At 59.6% G+C, this 16,123-nt stretch carries 10 protein-coding genes; 5 read left to right on the top strand and 5 right to left on the bottom strand.

Annotated features, from left to right (window positions below; translation table 11 throughout):
* Positions 1–95: 95 nt before the first annotated feature.
* Entirely contained in the window at positions 96–341 is a 246-nt protein-coding gene (locus tag ACO9S2_RS01790) for a hypothetical protein (RefSeq protein WP_423720075.1), read from the top strand.
* Between the two features lie 491 nt (positions 342–832).
* On the opposite strand, the gene ACO9S2_RS01785 is transcribed toward ACO9S2_RS01790, so the two are convergent.
* From ACO9S2_RS01785 to modA, 5 genes are all read right to left on the bottom strand, one after another.
* Positions 833–2,371 carry an efflux RND transporter periplasmic adaptor subunit gene (locus tag ACO9S2_RS01785; protein ID WP_423720074.1) on the bottom strand — a complete coding sequence of 513 codons (1,539 nt, stop codon included), beginning with the start codon at positions 2,369–2,371 and terminating at the stop codon, positions 833–835.
* 3 nt (positions 2,372–2,374) lie between these two features.
* Complete coding sequence (locus tag ACO9S2_RS01780; protein ID WP_423720073.1) at positions 2,375–3,883, bottom strand: efflux transporter outer membrane subunit; 1,509 nt, start codon at positions 3,881–3,883, stop codon at positions 2,375–2,377.
* Positions 3,880–5,478 carry a DHA2 family efflux MFS transporter permease subunit gene (locus tag ACO9S2_RS01775; protein ID WP_423720071.1) on the bottom strand — a complete coding sequence of 533 codons (1,599 nt, stop codon included), beginning with the start codon at positions 5,476–5,478 and terminating at the stop codon, positions 3,880–3,882. The genes ACO9S2_RS01780 and ACO9S2_RS01775 overlap by 4 nt, the downstream gene beginning before the upstream one ends.
* A 17-nt stretch (positions 5,479–5,495) precedes the next feature.
* Positions 5,496–6,365: a formate/nitrite transporter family protein gene (locus ACO9S2_RS01770; RefSeq protein ID WP_423720070.1), complete on the bottom strand. Its 870-nt coding sequence runs from the start codon at positions 6,363–6,365 to the stop codon at positions 5,496–5,498.
* Positions 6,366–6,634: 269 nt separating this feature from the next.
* The gene (modA, locus tag ACO9S2_RS01765; RefSeq protein WP_423720069.1) at positions 6,635–7,432 is read right to left on the bottom strand and encodes a molybdate ABC transporter substrate-binding protein; all 798 of its coding nucleotides are present in this window, start codon (positions 7,430–7,432) and stop codon (positions 6,635–6,637) included.
* A 421-nt stretch (positions 7,433–7,853) separates the two neighbouring features.
* Between modA and ACO9S2_RS01760 the strand changes: the two genes are divergently transcribed.
* The 4 genes from ACO9S2_RS01760 (at position 7,854) to ACO9S2_RS01745 (ending at position 16,121) form a co-directional block, all read left to right on the top strand.
* Entirely contained in the window at positions 7,854–11,030 is a 3,177-nt protein-coding gene (locus ACO9S2_RS01760) for an efflux RND transporter permease subunit (RefSeq protein WP_423720068.1), read from the top strand.
* A gap of 1 nt (position 11,031) precedes the next feature.
* Positions 11,032–12,240 carry an efflux RND transporter periplasmic adaptor subunit gene (locus ACO9S2_RS01755; RefSeq protein WP_423720067.1) on the top strand — a complete coding sequence of 403 codons (1,209 nt, stop codon included), beginning with the start codon at positions 11,032–11,034 and terminating at the stop codon, positions 12,238–12,240.
* 16 nt (positions 12,241–12,256) lie between these two features.
* Entirely contained in the window at positions 12,257–13,873 is a 1,617-nt protein-coding gene (locus tag ACO9S2_RS01750) for an efflux transporter outer membrane subunit (RefSeq protein ID WP_423720695.1), read from the top strand.
* Between the two features lie 319 nt (positions 13,874–14,192).
* Complete coding sequence (locus ACO9S2_RS01745; RefSeq protein ID WP_423720066.1) at positions 14,193–16,121, top strand: ATP-binding protein; 1,929 nt, start codon at positions 14,193–14,195, stop codon at positions 16,119–16,121.
* The last annotated feature ends 2 nt before the right edge of the window (positions 16,122–16,123 follow it).

The raw sequence follows: 16,123 nt of genomic DNA, 5'->3' as shown, positions 1-16,123 counted from the left end.
CGAGGTACTGCCTTTGGGTCTTTCGCGCCCCATGGTGTGCGCTATGCTTTCTCCATGGGCGATGAGTGCCAAGGCTTACAACAAGGAGAAGAATCATGAATTGCTCACGTTGCCAGGGGCTCATGGTAGAAGACCAACTCCTCGACCTTGAGGGGGGATACGGAGAGATGTGGACGACGAGCTTGCGCTGCCTGAATTGCGGTCATGTTCACGACTCCGTGATCGAGCAGAATCGCCTGCTCCAACAGGCGAAGGTCTCGGTGCTTTCAACCGGTGGGCCGGACTATCAAGAGGACGAAGGCTCTCTTGAGGCAGAGTCCTTCATCAGGTTAGCAGCCTAACTGATCTGGTCTGACGGTGAAGACGGGTTGGTGTGTCCAAACGATGGGTCTTTGACTGAGCGGAGGAGCCTGAAGCAGGCAAGCCACTAGGGGACATGGAAACCGAACCCGCGCTTCAGGGCGGAAGCGGCAGACCGGTCGATTACGAAATCAGTCCCCACGTGCTCCAGACCAGAATTCCGGCAATGGCGAGCATGATCCAGGCCAATTCTCGATCACCCACCGATTTCACCAGCTCTTTCATAACCGCCTCCCGTGTGAGCGTGATTCACTGCCTACTGGTGTGTCTAGCAAGCCCGATGCCGATGCAATAGGCTCAGTTTTCGGCCATTTCCACCTCGGACTTCGATCAATCTGAGCGAATCCGCACAGGTAGCACTGTGCGGCTGCTAGGGCAGAGGGTGGATGCACCTATTACTATAGCGTTCCGACCGATGATCAATGGGGGGGCGGATGCGGATGGAACTGCGACGCGGAGTCAGCAGACCCGGCTAATGTCTTCCCGAACCGAGGGAATGTCTGCCACGCTCTTCACCGGATTCTGACCGAAGTCGGGAGGGACTGCGCCCCCCTTCCGGTCCCAGTAATCCAGAGCCTGGTCCGATGGAGGGTGTGAGCGGAGCGGCCGCTTCCCCCAGATCGGGACTGCGTCGTGGAACGAATGAACGGGGAGCAGGAGCAGGGCGCCCGGTCACCACGGCCGGATCGACAGGGCGATGGATCTCTTTGGACGCTCGCACGGTGCTTCGGCCAGGGGCCGCCGGGCGGGTTTCCGTCTCCTCCTGTGCGATCATCATGTCGGTCGACTCATCGAGTTCCGCAATTACGAGATTGCCGGCCATGACTTCCTTGGCCAGGGATTCCGCCGTGGGCAGCTCGTCGGCATAGACGTCGGTGGCATATTCCGCCGTCGACGGCGCCGCAGAAGACGACCACACGGACTGGCCGGACTCACCGATATTGATCTTCGTCACGGTCGAGAGGCCGGGCCTGATCGGATGTTCTCGAATCTCCTCCTCCGGCAACGCGATGCGGACCGGCACACGCTCGACGATGTGAATGAAATTTCCGGTCGAATTATCCGGTGGCAATAGCGCAAAGGCGCTCCCGCTGCCGGGTACGAGTCCTTCAACCGTGCCGTGAAACGTGTGTTGCGAGCCATACAGGCTGACGTTGACCATCGCGCTCTGCCCGGGCCTGATATGTTGCAACTCTGTCTCACGGAGATTCGCTTCGACCCACAAATGATCGAGCGGCACGATCGTCATCAGCGGCGCTCCGGGTTGCACGCGGTCGCCGACCTGCGCTTTCCGTTTCGCCACGTAGCCGGACACCGGCGCCTTGATCTGCTGGCGGGTGTATTCCAGATAGGCTTCGATGAGCTGATGTTTGGCCAGTTCGACAGCCGGATGTTCCATGACCGTCGTGCCGCCCACCTGCGCATCGAGCGTATCGAGTTCCGCCTGCGTCTCCCGCACATCCGCCTCAAGCGACAGGATTTTATCCGCCGTATTTTGGAGGATCTGCTTGGAAACCGCGCCGCTCGGCGCCGCCGCCTGATAGCGGTCCATGTCGTGGCGGGCCAGGTTTAAGCGGGCAGTTCGCGACGTTAATTGCTCCGCCAGTTGTTTCCTGGTCATAAACAGGGCGGCGATGCGCCGGACTTCTTCCCCGAGCCGTCCGCGCGCGCGGCCCAGCGCGGCATAGGCCTGATGTTCGTCGAGACGGATCATCACGTCGCCCCGATTCACAAACTGGGTTTCCTCGGCGAGCACCTGGGTGACAATGCCGGAGGCTTGGGCCGCGACCGGAATCAAATTGCCCGTCACGTAGGCGTTGTCCGTGCGGATCCAGAACCGTTCGTAGTTCGCCCAATAGCCGAGATAGCCGGTAGCCCCCGCGAGGACCAGCGCCGCGACGACGAGGAGCCGCCGGTTCCGGCGCGCGCGAATGACCTTGGGGTGGAGGCGTGGCGCACCCGGCGAGAGGGGCGTATTGGGCGAATCCGGTGTCGTATTGGTTGTGGTCATGGGTTAACTCGGGTTGTTGTGTGGACGCTTCTCGAGGTCCGTGTTGCGATAGCCTCCGCCCAGCGCTTCGATAAGATCGACCGCTGCAACCAGCTGATCGCTCTCGAGCGCCCGTAAGGCATATTCCTGTTCCAGGACCGGCTGGCGATGCCGCAAGACTTCGCGATCGTCGTCCAGGCCGGTCACGAGCCGCACCTTCGCCAGGCGCCAGTCTTCGCCAAGCGAGGCGAGCAGGCGCTTGTGGGACCCGATCATTTCGCGCGTCGATTGCCAGGCGCTGAGGCTGTCGGCCACTTCTCGCATCGCATCGAGCAGGGTTTCGTTGTAGAGTTCCACGGCCGCATCGTATTCCGCCCGTTGTGCCGCCAATTCTCCCCGCAATCGGCCGCCCTCGAACCACGGCATACGCAGGCCCGGTGCGAAACCGTAGGCGTTGCTTTGGCCGCTGAACAAGAGGTTGGCGAGTTTGTCGGCGTGTTTCACCAGCGTCAGGGCATTGAATCCCACGAAGGCCGTGAGATCGATTGTGGGATAAAATTGCGTCTTGGAAACCTTGACCAACCGGGCGGCGGCGTCGGCCCGGTAGAGGGCTGCGGCCAAATCGGGCCGGTGAATCAGCAGTCCCATCGACAGATGATCGGGGGCCGTGATCTCTTCCGGAATGATGACCGCCGGTTTGGTGAACAGATGAAGGGCTTGATCGGGCCCTTGACCGGCCAGCCGCGCGAGGACATGGCGCTGAACGTCCAGTTGATCGCGGATGCCGGCTTGCCGTTTGAAAGCCGCTTCATAGTCCGCCACGGCGACTTTCACGGGCTGCTCGTTGTCCAGACCGAGGCGGAACCGGGTCTCCGCGAGCGTCCGTAGATTCTGTCTGATGCCGACGAGCGTTTTGACGATGCCGAGTTGCTGCTGAAGCGCCTGCCCTTTGAAATAGGCCCGCGCGATAGCCGCGGTCAGCCTCAGGCGTACCTCGGCCTTTTCCGCTTCTTCGGCCGCCGCCTGTCCCAGCGCCCCTTCGAGCATGGCCCGGTTCTTCCCCCAGAAATCGAACTCGTACCGGAAGCTTAGCGGGTTGATGATTCCCAGGAGAATCTTGTCCCCTGCCACTTTAGGATTCAGGGCTGCGAAAACGCCGTGCTGGGAAATGCGCTCGTAGGTCAGGGAGGCGTCGGCCTCCAGAAAGGGCAGGAGCCGCGCGCCTTCCACCTTGACCAATGCGTCCGCCTCGCGCAGCCGCGCCCCCGCGACTTTCAAGCCCGGGTTGTTCGTGAGGGCCGTTTCGATCAGTGCGTTCAATTCCGGATTGTCGAATTGTGTCCACCAGCGATCCTCCGGCCATTGCTGGAGCCGGCTCGTGACCTCAGCCAGGGTTTCTTTCATCTCCGGGGCCTCGAGAAATTCGGCGGGAGGATCCCCCGGCGGAATCCAGGCGCAACTGCCGAGGAGCAAGGCGCAGCCGGCCAGGAAACTGAGTGATATGCGGTTGATTGTCGTGCTATGCGAGGTCATGGCACCTCCTCGATCAATTCCTCTGCGCGGAGTTCACGCAGTTCTTCCGCCGGGGACGGCGAGAGCGGCACGTGGGTGGGATGCGCGAACCAGACCAGCAGGCCGATGACGATAAACAGCGCACTGGCGACGAGAAAGGCATCGTTCAGACTGAGAATCGCCGCTTCTTGCTTGATCAGGGCGCCGAGCTTGGCGTGCACCTGCGACGGCGAGACTCCTGCCTCAACCAGTTTGGCCGTCAGTTGCCCCACCGGATCGTAGGAGATCGCCAGGCGCCCGCCGAAGTGATCGGCTAGATTGAGCTGATGGAAGTGGGTGCGCCGAAAGAGCACGATGCCTTGGAACGTGATGCCGAATGCGCCGGCGGCGACGCGTAGCAGATTGGCCACCTCAGCCGCCCGTGTCATCACCGGGCCGGATAGGCCGTGCAGGGTGAGCACTGTCAGGGGAGTGAAGAACGATCCCAGGAAGATCCCTTCCGCGATCATCGGCCAGAAGAGTTCTTCATATGAATGGGGATCGTCGAACAGGCCGATCCAATAAAATGTTGCGGCGAATCCGAGACTGTTCAGCGCGACCAACCAGCGCGCGTCGATGTACCTGCAGAGCAGGTGCATGATCGCGATGACAGGAGCCCCCAGCAGCACCAGCGGCAAAAGGGCCAGACCGGCCAGTTTCGACGAATATCCGAGGATCAGCTGGATTTGCACGATCAGGAGCGAGAGCAGGCCCTGGATGGAAAAGAATCCGAGCGTCAGGCAGATGACGCCGATCGCGAAATTACGATGTTGAAACAGGCGGAGATCCACTGTGGGATGCCGCTCCCCGAGTTCCCAGATGACGAAACAGGGCAGGGCGATCAGCAGGACGACGGCGATGGCCTGGAGAAACGGGGAGTCCAGCCAGTCGAAATCATTCCCCATGTTGAGGAACGTCTGAAGCCCCAGCAGCAGCACGAGCAGCAGCAGAAAACCCACGAGATCGAAGCGCCCGTAGCTGCGCCGGAATCCCCTCCCGTAGAGCAGGGCGCCGAGGGTGCCGACGATGATCATCGTCAGCACAAAATCCAGATAGAAGAGAGACCGCCAGCCGAATAAGTACGCAATGTAGCCGCCGGCTGGCATGCCGATGGTGAAGGGGGTGATGCTGAACAATCCCCAGACGCTGAGGGCCACCGCTTTCAACCGCTTCGGATACTCGTTGAGCAGCATCGATTGAGCAATCGGCAGGGTGATGCCTCCCGCGATGCCTTGCGCGATCCGGGCCGGCAGAAATTGCGAGAGCGTTTCGCTGGCGCCGCAGAGATAGGAGGCGACGCTGTAGACGATGAACGCGCCGATCAGCAGCCGATAGTCGCCGATGCGGCCGGAGAGATAGCGCGCCAAGGGAAACCCGAGCGCCAGTCCGACCATGAAATCGGTTTGGGCCCAGGTGAGAAAGCTCGGCAAGACGCCGCCGAGGTCGCCGGACACGTGCGGCAACAGGGCGATATACGACCCGGCATTGAACAAGACGACGATGTGCGCAAGGCCGAGGATGGCATTGAAGACCACGAACCGCCAGCCGCGCAGCCGTCTGAGATACACCGTTGCCATCGTCCCCTCACCTCACGTCAGAAAGACGGAGAATAGCCTTGCTGTGCGGGCGCCGGGTGCGGCTGCACCGCCGGAACGGCCTGACTTGCCGCCGGCATGGCCGTTCGATGAGTCAGATAGATGGCCAGTCCGGTGAACAGCATCCCCCCGACGAGATTCCCTAACGTCACCGGGATTTGATTCCAGAGCCACCAGGCGGGCGCGGTGACATTGGCGCCGAGCAGCATGCCGACCGGGATGACGAACATGTTCACGACGGCATGTTCGAACCCTTGGGAGAAGAACAGCACCGTCGGTCCCCAGATCGCGAACAACTTTCCGGTGAACGAGGTGGAGGCGAAGGCTGCGACGACCGCCAGGCTGACCATCCAGTTGCAGAGGACGGCCTTGGTAAAGACCGTGAGCAGACCGGCGGAGCCATGTGCCGCATAGTAATTCGTCTTGGCTTCGGCCATGGCGATCAGCTTGGCACCGACGGGAGGTACTGTGCCGTCCCACGCCGTCGTGATGCACAAGGCGAAGAGGAGGGCGTACAGCGTTGACCCCAGCAGATTGCCGAGAAAGACCCATCCCCAATTGGCCAGGATGCGACGCATGCCGACCTGGCCTTTGCTCTCGACAGCGGCGCAGGGAAGCAGCGCGAAACTGCCTGTGATGATTTCCGTCCCGAGCAGGACGGCCAGCGCCAATCCGAAGGGAAAGAGGAGGCTGCCGACGATCCAGAGCCCGGTTTCGACCGCCGCGGTGACGGCCATGCTGGTGGCAATGCCCAGATAGGCACCGGCCAGCATCCCTCGAATGACCAGATGTCGAGGGGGCACGTTCAGCTTGACGGTACCGTAGGCCAGCATACTTTCCACAACGCCGAGGGGTTTGACGTAGTCCATCACGGTCCTCCTGTATGTTCCCATGTTGCGGTCGGTTCGTCGCTCGCTGCGCAGTTGCGAGGAACACTCAAGCAATCACTAAGCAACCTCGGTGCCAACTGATATATGCTAAAAATATGGTCATTTTGTTCAATCGTGATGGTGGCCGAGTAAAACGAGCGATCACGCACGGTCCGCACGGTGCGGATAAACGATCGGGCGGGGCGACGCTCTATTGAGTCAGACAGCTGGATGGCATCTGAGTACGGATAATTAGGAAATAGCGCGGATTATCTGTGCGACGGAACGGGATCAAACCCGTATTTGAGGAGGAGTTTTTGTATCCGGGGACTCATCATGAAGTCGAGAAACTCTTCCGCGACACCAAGCGATGTCTCCCGACAGGTCCATACCACTGCCTGACCGAACTGCACCGGCATATAAGATCCGGTGGGGGCCTCATCACTGATGCGCACTTGCCCGCCGTTGATGGCGTCTACACGATAGACGAGCCCCACGTCGGCCTTGCCCGTGTGAATCAGATTGATGATGTCTTCGCTATGGGCTGCATGGACAATGTGGGAACGGCTCTTATCCAGATACGTCGGATTGAGTCTGGAGATCGCCCGGGCCGTGATATCTCCCAAGGAGGACGTCCGAGGGTCCCCGAGGGCAATGCGTGTGGTGCGATTGGGTAGCGCATCGTGAAGGGACACCAGCGTGGCCAGGGAGTCCGTTGACATCACGAGGACGAGGGATGTCTGCGCGTAAATCCGAGGCCTGCCGTTGAGTGTCAGTCCCTTCTTGTGGAGTTGCATGACTTCGTCAACCCCCGCAGCAAGGAATACATCAATCGGAGCCCCCTGTTCGATCTGATGGCTCAGGGTTTTCGAGGGGCCATAGACCACGTTGACCGACGCTCCATATTCTCGTTCGAACATCGGCAGGATTTCGGTGAATACAGCTCTGACGCTCGGGGGGGCTCCAACTGTGAGCGATTCAGCCTGAGCGAGCCCACCGGTTCCAAAGGCGCCAGCAAGTCCGCTCACGATTGCCACAGTCAGACTCACGCTTCGAATTCTCAGCATGGTATGCCACTTTCTAGCCCTGCCATTGGCGGCTTTTACTTGAATCTCTTGGATAAGCCTAAAACGATGCATGGTCGATCCCTTTGTGTCGCTGGTCACCGTAATCACAACTCTATGGATATAACAGCAAGATCAATACCAATGGCGGTAGTCATTCTCTGGTCTGTGGGAAACTGCCCAGGCGGCATATTCTCGGCACATTCCTTACGGATTGCTTTCCAGCACATGCTGCGCACTCCCGCACGTCTGGATTAATTGAGCGAATCCGCACGATTCGCTCAGTGCGAAAATAGGTGCCCCGTCAGACCAACGATGAGGGCGGCACTCTCCATGCTCCGTCCGCATCCTGTCGATGCCGATAAGGCTATGTCGCATGAATTAGATGATCGGCACAAAGATTGCTGTATTTCAGATTTTGCGCATGATGCAGCTTATCCACATCGCCCTGCGGAAGCCCTACACTTTTGTTGTCCTTGCCATTCTGATCGTCCTATTCGGGGTCCAGACAACCGTCCATATGCCGACCGATGTGTTTCCGAACATCTTGATTCCCGTCACCTCCGTGGTCTGGGCCTACGACGGTCTGCTGCCCCAGGATGTCGAAGGGCGCATCACGTATATCTTCGAGCGCTTTCTCACTTCGACAGTCGAGGGTATCAAGAGCATCGTCAGTCACTCCTATTACGGTAGCAGTATCATCAACGTCTATCTTCAGGACGGTATCGACCGCGGCGGGACCGAAGCTGATATCGCGGCGATCTCGCAGACGGTGGTCAAAGCGCTGCCGCCGGATATTTCCCCGCCCATGGTCATGCGTCTTGCGCCATCATCGGTGCCGGTGGCCATGTTGCAAGTCACCTCCGATACCCTCACGATGGCGGAGCTCTATAATCTCTGCATCATGCGAATCCGACCCCTGTTGGTCACCATCGACGGGGCAATTCTGCCGCATCCCTACGGCGGGCAGGATATGCAGATCATGGTGTCGCTCGATCAGCAGAAATTGCTCGCCCGTCACCTGACCCCATCGGATGTCCACATGGCCCTCGGGAGTCAGAACCTGGTGCTGCCCGGGGGCGACATAAAGATCAAAGCGACCGACTGGATTGTTCTGACGAACGCCTCCCCCCTGAAGGTCGAGGATTTCAACAACATTCCGATCAAGCGAGAAGGGAACGCCTTCATCCATCTGCGGGACGTCGCTGATGTGCGGCTCGCCGGCCGGGTGCAAACAAATGCCGTGCTGGTGGATGGCCAGCAGTCCGTCATCATCATTGTGATGAAGAGCAGCGAGGCCTCGACCCTGGACGTTGTAGATGGAATTAAGGAGATGATTCCGCGTATCGAGAAGGTTGTGCCGGATGGCGTGAAGGTGAAGCTGCTGAACGACGCCTCGATCTTCGTAAGGGATTCGATTGTGGATGTGGTCTCCGAAATGGTGATTGCGGCCGTCCTGGTCGGCCTCATCGTCCTCCTGCTGCTCGGCTCCTGGCAGTCGACGGTCATTGTGGCAACCACAATTCCGCTCTCCATCCTGACTTCCATCATCTGCCTGCACTGGGCAGGGCAGTCCATCAATGTCATGACGTTGGGCGGATTGGCGTTGGCTGTGGGCGTCCTTGTCGACGATGCCACGGTGATGATTGAGAATATCGACACCCATCTCGCCATGAACAAGCCGCTGGAGGATGCCATCATGGATGCCTCCAAGCAGATTCTTCTACCGACGTTTGTGGCCACATTAGCGATCGCGATCGTGTGGCTCCCGCTCTTCAAGCTGAGCGGAGTATCCGGGTGGCTGTTCATGCCGATGGCAGAGGCGATCATCTTCGCGATGCTTGCGTCCTTCATTCTTTCACGAACGCTGGTGCCGACCATGGCGAACTACATGCTGACCGGCCACAACGCATCGCATACGGATGAGCATGGGCAGCTCGACGTGAATAAGAGAGCGGGATTTTTCGTGCGCTTCCAGCAAAGCTTCGAACGCGGCTTCGACCGTTTTCGTGAACGCTACAATGCGCTGCTCGAACAGGCAGTCGCCCATCGCAGCGGCGTCGTCAGCATCTCTCTGATTCTCGCCGTCAGCTCGCTCAGTCTCTTGTATTTCAATGGTCGAGACTTTTTCCCCGAGATCAAGTCGGGGACGTTGCAGATGCATATGCGGGCGCCCCTCGGCATGCGGATCGAGGCAACAGGCCGCATCGCCTCGCTTGTGTCGAAAGACATTGAGCAGATGCTCCCCGGCCAGGTCGAAGGCATCGTGAGCAATTGCGGGCTGCCGGTCGGAGCGCATAACCTTGCCTTCATCCCAACCCCGACGATCGGTCCGCAGGATTGCGATATGACCATCTCCCTCAAGAATGAAAAGTCGCCGGTATGGGAGTATCGACGCATTCTCCGGAAGGGCTTGCGCGAGCGATACCCCGGCACCGAATTCACGTTCCAGCCGGCGGACCTGACCGCGAAGATTCTCAATTTCGGCTCGCCTTCGCCCATCGATGTGCAGATCAACGGCCCCGACCGGTACGCCAACTACGAGTTCGCACGCAATCTAGCCGGCCGGTTGCGCCAGATCCCCGGGACCACTGACGTCGTGATCCAGCAGACCATGCGCACGCCGACCCTCCTCGCCGAAACCAACCGCATGTTCGGCCTTGGTATGAACCTGACCCAGAAAGACGTTGCAGGCAACCTGCTGTTGACGACAGCCGGCAGCCAACAGGTCGACCAGCAATACTGGCTTGATCGGAAGACAGGCATGTCCTACCGGATCAACGTGTATACCCCTCAGCAGCAGCTCACCAGCATCAAAGATCTGTTGACCGTTCCCGTCGATCGAGACGATCGGGACGCGTCAGACAAGAGCCTGAAATTGCTCGGCAATGTGACCACGTTGTCAGCAGTCGGCACGCCCGGCGTGATTACGCACAAAGATATCATGCCATTAATTGACATCTATGTGTCCGCCGACGGGCGTGATCTGGGCGGCGTGCTGGCGGATGTCGAAAAGGTCGCCCATAGTATGGAAGGCGAGTTGCCCCGAAGTGCGGCGGTCGAAATCCATGGCCAGGCCGAATTGATGCGCGGGGCCTACACCGAACTCGTCATCGGTCTTATCGTGGCCATCGTGCTGGTCTATCTCCTGATTGTCGTCAATTTCCAATCGTGGCTCGATCCCTTCATCATCATTACGGCCTTACCCGGTGCCTTGGCGGGCATTGCATGGAGTTTGTTTCTGACCCACACGAATCTCTCCACACCGGCGCTGACCGGCGCCATTATGACCATGGGAACGGCGACGGCCAATTCGATCCTCGTCGTATCCTATGCCCGTGAACGGCTCGCCGAGCATGGCGATGCGCTACGGGCGGCGATCGAAGCCGGAAAAGCCCGTATCCGTCCCGTTCTCATGACCGCAGCAGCCATGATCATCGGGATGTTACCGATGTCGATGGGGAGCTCCCAGAATGCGCCGCTCGGTCGCGCCGTCATGGGCGGCTTGGTTGTTGCCACCTTGTTCACGCTGGTGTTCGTGCCCTGCGTGTATGCGATCATGTATAAGCGGCGCGCCGTCCGCCGACAGGAGCCTATCTGAGATGAATGTCCTGCGCGGAAAAGGCCTTGCGATCGCAGCCCTACTTCTGTGTGTGAGCTATGTAGGATATCGGCTGTATGAAGGCCGGCTCGAAGCTGCGGCGCTGCGTGAAGCCACCCTCGAACGCGCCGTTCCGACCGTGGCCGTGATCCATGCAACGCCGTTGCCGTCGAACGAGACGATTACGCTCCCCGGCAATATCCAGGCCTGGTATGAGGCGCCGATCTATGCGCAGGTCTCGGGCTATGTGAAGATGTGGTACAAGGATTACGGCGCACAGGCCAAGAAAGGCGATGTGCTCGCCGAAATCAACGCGCCGACTCTCGACGCCCAATATGCGCAAGCCAAGGCGGATTTGGAATCGGAACGTGCCAAGAATGCGTTAGCCGAACTGACGGCAAGGCGCTACGTGGCGATGCGCAAAAACCATGCACTCTCCGAACAGGCGATTTCGGTGCAAGTCGCCGAGGCGAAAGCCCAGGCTGCAAAGGTCAAGGCGGCAGAACAAAACGTCAAGAACTTCGAGGCGATGATTCACTTCAAGACCATCGTCGCGCCCTACGATGGCGTAGTCACCGTCCGCAATATCAATGTCGGCGACTACGTCAATAAAGAAGGCACGATCAGTTCCTCCGGCGGCTCCAGCACGATCAGTAACCTCTTTACCGTGGCCGACGTCAGTATGATGCGCCTCTTTGTCAGCGTGCCGGAGGCGTTCGGGCCCTTCCTCCAGCCAGGTCTGACGGCCGACGTGACGGTGCCGCAATTGCCGCAACGTCATTTCACCGCCAAGTTCCTGACTGTCGCCCGTGGATTCGACGTGAGCACGCGCACCGCCATCACAGAATTCACGATCGAGAACGAGGACCGGGCGCTGTGGCCGGGCTCCTACGCTACCGTCCATCTCACGGCGCCTGTGGAAAAAAGTGTGTTCACGATTCCGTCAACCGCCATGGTATTCCAAGAGCACGGTGCGCAAGTGGCAGTGGTGACGGACGGCGACCGCGTACATTTTACACCGATTACCGTCGGTCGAATTCTCGACAACGCCATCGAGGTGACGGACGGAATCTCCTCAAACGAGCACATTATCAATAACCCCAGCGCCGCGCTGTTGGAAGGCGACAACGTGCGCGTCGTGACGCCGGCGCCCGGCTATGATCTCGTGACGCCGGATGCGCCGGCCCCAAAGGAAGAGTCTTCAAAATGACGGTCCCTATCACATGATGAGCGAGCGCGTAGGAACACGATCACACTTGTCAGGCATCCTTCTCGCCGGTGTGCGGCGCAGCGGTATTGTCCTGCTGGCACTCAGTGTGTCAGCCTGTAGCGACTGGTTGCCGCATGTCGATCTGGCGCCTCCCTATCAGCCGGCTGAATTCGTCGTTCCGGCTTCGTGGCATGGGGCAAGTCCCTTCATGGAGGCGAAGCCGTCGGATGACGCACTGCGTCCGGATTGGTGGACCCTGTACGATGATCCGCTCTTGAACAGGCTCGAAGAGCAGGCGATGGCGGCCAATCCGGATCTCCAGGCCACGGCGGAGCGGTTCATCCAAGCTCGTGATGACATGATGAAGGCCCGGTCGCGCCGAATGCCGCAGGTCGGACTGGGGTTCGGTGCTTCGAATAATCGACAATCAGAAAATACCCTCTTTCGCGCTCCTGACAGTCCGCTCCGGGAAAGCTCCGTGTCCCTTGGAGGGCTCGCCTCCTGGGAGCCCGATTTCTGGTCGGCGATCCGCAATGCGACGCGCGTGGAAACGTACCGTGCCGAGGAACGCGCCGCCGACTATGGGCTTGCACGCCTCAGTCTGCAGGCGGAAATCGCGGCGAACTATTTCACGCTGCGCGGCTACGACGCCGAGGTCGCGATCTATACGCAATCGATCGACCTCTATAAACGGTCCCTCGCCATCGTGAAGACCCAGTTCGCCGGTGCGATCGCGTCGGCCCTCGACGTCGCCCGCGTTGAATCGCTTCTCTACAGCACCGAAACGAAATTGGCTCAGGTTCAAGGGCAACGCCAGGTGACGGAACAATCGATTGCCATTCTCGTCAACATGGCACCGGCCGGGTTTACGATCAAACCGGTCGATCAGCTTCGAGTTGCGAATATCACGATTCCACAGACGATTCCGTCGACCTTGCTGGAGCGTCGGCCAGACGTGGCCGGAATGGAGCGCCAGATGGCGCAAGCGAACCGAGCCATCGGTATCGCCCGCGCCGCGTTTTATCCGAATGTGACGTTCCGGGCCGGAGGTGGCTTTGAGGATGCCGGCTTCAATCTCATCCAGCTCGCCAACAGTTTATGGTCCTATGGCGCTACTGTCGCGGTCCCGATGTTTCAGGGAGGGTATCGCCGCGCCCAATTGCAGCAGGCCTGGTCGGCCTACCGCGAGACAGAAGATCGATACCGTGCGACGGTGCTCAACGCCTTCCGCGAAGTGGAAAACAATTTGAGTCTGACAAATCAGCTGAGTACTGCGGTCGACCGGCAAGAGGCGACAGTCGGGGCGACGAAGAAAGCACAAAATCTGACCACGGAGCTGTATCAGGGCGGGCTGGCCTCCAGCCTTGAACTGATTTACGCGCAGGTGGCCACGCTCACCGCGCGTATCGAATCGGTCCAGATCAAGGCCGAATTGCTGCGATCCTCGGTCGCGCTGATTCGTGCGCTCGGCGGAGGTTGGAACCGGAATCAATTGCCCGCCGACGAGCAGATCCAGCCCTTCGATACCTTCCAATATACCAATCTCGACAAACCGCCACCCGCTGGGGGAATCGATGTCAACGCAGCCAATAACTGGGCGAACAATGATCTGACCAAACCGCCCGCTCCTTGAGCCTGGCACTGGGACCAGCCAATCCGAAACGGCAGTTCCAAAGGGGTGGGCACTTGTCACCGAATGAGTTGCGAAGCCCCGTGTATTGTTCATGCTCCGTCGTATTCCTGTTATGTGGGATGAGATGCCTAATGTCGTACTGCCATGAAGGGCCTATCGTGTCGGCGTGAGGTTCTTGATGATGAGTGGCCGCGAACTGTGGTGCGTTCTTCTGTCGCTCGCCAGTCTGTATTGAAGGGCGGTCGACCAGTGCGATACGAGGCGGGTTTGACATGTAATGGGTCTGAATCCTACGATGCTCGATCGAGGGAGGAGCTCAATGCGGCAGCACGTCGCCCGCCTGTTCAACAATCTTCCCATTCACCGCAAGCTCCTGCTGGCGTCGATTATTCCTCTGGTCGCGCTCATCGTGTTGAGCGTGATGACATATGAGAGCGTCCAGAAGGTCTCGCAGGACGAGGAGCAGCTCGATAGTCTCTACCTGACGCAAAAGAATGCGGCTGAGTACATGCGGCTGGTCGTGGATCTGGAAACCGGGTTCCGGGGCTATGTCCTGACCGATCAGTACCGGTATTTGCGCCCCTTTCGGGTCGCGCAGGAAGGAATCGAGGCTATCGGCCGCGATCTTGCAGGCCGTGTTTCGGGCGAGCAGTCCGATCGCTTCAGGGACATTCAAACGCTCGTCGTTCAGTTGGTGACGGAGAAGGAGTCGTTGATCCGCGCGATCAAAGAGGGACACAAACAGGATGCGTTTCACTATATCGAAGAGGGGCGCGGGCGCGAACTGATGGTCGAGATTCGTCGGCAGATGGGGATCTTCGACCACTTTGAGCAAAAGAGTGTCACGGAAAAGCTGGCGCAATTGACTCAGGATCGCACCTCCACGCTTTTCGTCGTGCTGGGCGGCGGCGTCTTTACGTTCGGGCTGATGGTCGGGGCGCTGTATTTGATCGCCCGCTCGATTGCGGCCCCGCTCCTCAGTCTGGCCACGACGGTCGCGTCCTCTCCCGAGGGACTGGTGCCGGCGATTCCCGTGCTGGCGCGCAGGGACGAAATCGGGGACCTCACGAGGGTGATGCACGACATGAGCACCCAGATTCGCGGCCATTTCGACGAGATGGAAAAATCCGAGGCCGCGCTGCGTCAACTGAACGAGCACCTGGCGACCTCGGAGGCGAAGTATCGAGGCCTTGTCGATCATGCTCCGTTCGGGATCTTTACCACGAAGGGCATGCAGATCACGTTCAGCAATCGCTACAACCAGGAACTGGCCGGTTTCGATCCTGATGCGCCGGTCGATCCCGACGCCTTCAGAGAACGGATTCATCCCGAGGATCGCGAGCGCGTGATCTCCGAGTTTGCGGAGTCGGTGAGGCGGGGAGAGCCCTGCGAGACCGTATTCCGTTTCCTGCACCAGGACGGCGTGGTGCGTAAGGTGTTGAGTCGGCGGTTGCCCATTGCCGGGGGCGATGGTCTCCAGCCGGTCTACGTGGGATTCAACGTCGATATCACGGCGCTGGAGGATCTGCAGGCCCGGTTGAGCCGGGCCGAGCATTTGGCGACGTTGGGACAGGTGGCGGCGGGCATCGCCCATGAGCTCAGGAATCCCCTGGTCGGGATCGGGTCCACCGCCTCGCTGTTGCGGGACGATTTTGCCGGCGATGATCCCCGTCGCGCGGACATCGACGTGATCTTGAAGGAAGCGAAGCGGCTGGATCGCATCGTCAATCAAATCGTGGAGTATGCGCGACCTCGGGACCTGGCGCCGGTGCGGTTCAGCCTGGCGGATGTGATCGACGAAGTCGTCAAAACACTGGATGTGCAGCTACAGGCCAAGCATCTCCGGATCCAGGTGTCGCTGTCTCCGATCATCGGCCCCTTGCACGCCGATCGGGATCAGGTAAAGCAAGTGCTCTTGAATGTCATCCACAATGCGATCGATGCGTCTCCGATGGAAGGAGCGCCCATCGATGTGACCGCGTTCGAGCTGTCCCGCCAGGAACGGCCGGGGATGGTGGTGCAGATCAAGGATGCCGGCGTCGGCATTGCTCCCGAGGCGCTCTCCCGCGTGTTCGAACCGTTTTTTACAACCGGGAAGCGGCATGGAACAGGATTAGGACTCGCCATTTGCCGGAATATCGTCGAAGGGCATGGAGGCGATATGCATATGACGAGCGAGGTGGCGAAGGGGACAACCGTGCGGATTTGGCTGCCCCTGAGCCAGGAGTCGCACAGAGTGAAAGGCTGACC

Origin of the sequence: Nitrospira sp. NS4, from assembly GCF_049546785.1 — a bacterium.
In the GTDB taxonomy this organism is placed as follows: Bacteria; Nitrospirota; Nitrospiria; order Nitrospirales; family Nitrospiraceae; genus Nitrospira_D.
This window is presented reverse-complemented; position numbering and strand designations above follow the sequence as displayed.

Excerpts from the sequence above, each read along its gene's own strand:
- ACO9S2_RS01790 (WP_423720075.1), top strand. The coding sequence starts at position 96 with ATGAATTGCTCACGTTGCCAGGGGCTCATGGTAGAAGACCAACTCCTC.
- ACO9S2_RS01785 (WP_423720074.1), bottom strand. The coding sequence starts at position 2,371 with ATGACCACAACCAATACGACACCGGATTCGCCCAATACGCCCCTCTCG.
- ACO9S2_RS01780 (WP_423720073.1), bottom strand. The coding sequence starts at position 3,883 with ATGACCTCGCATAGCACGACAATCAACCGCATATCACTCAGTTTCCTG.
- ACO9S2_RS01775 (WP_423720071.1), bottom strand. The coding sequence starts at position 5,478 with ATGGCAACGGTGTATCTCAGACGGCTGCGCGGCTGGCGGTTCGTGGTC.
- ACO9S2_RS01770 (WP_423720070.1), bottom strand. The coding sequence starts at position 6,365 with ATGGACTACGTCAAACCCCTCGGCGTTGTGGAAAGTATGCTGGCCTAC.
- modA (WP_423720069.1), bottom strand. The coding sequence starts at position 7,432 with ATGCTGAGAATTCGAAGCGTGAGTCTGACTGTGGCAATCGTGAGCGGA.
- ACO9S2_RS01760 (WP_423720068.1), top strand. The coding sequence starts at position 7,854 with ATGATGCAGCTTATCCACATCGCCCTGCGGAAGCCCTACACTTTTGTT.
- ACO9S2_RS01755 (WP_423720067.1), top strand. The coding sequence starts at position 11,032 with ATGAATGTCCTGCGCGGAAAAGGCCTTGCGATCGCAGCCCTACTTCTG.
- ACO9S2_RS01750 (WP_423720695.1), top strand. The coding sequence starts at position 12,257 with ATGAGCGAGCGCGTAGGAACACGATCACACTTGTCAGGCATCCTTCTC.
- ACO9S2_RS01745 (WP_423720066.1), top strand. The coding sequence starts at position 14,193 with ATGCGGCAGCACGTCGCCCGCCTGTTCAACAATCTTCCCATTCACCGC.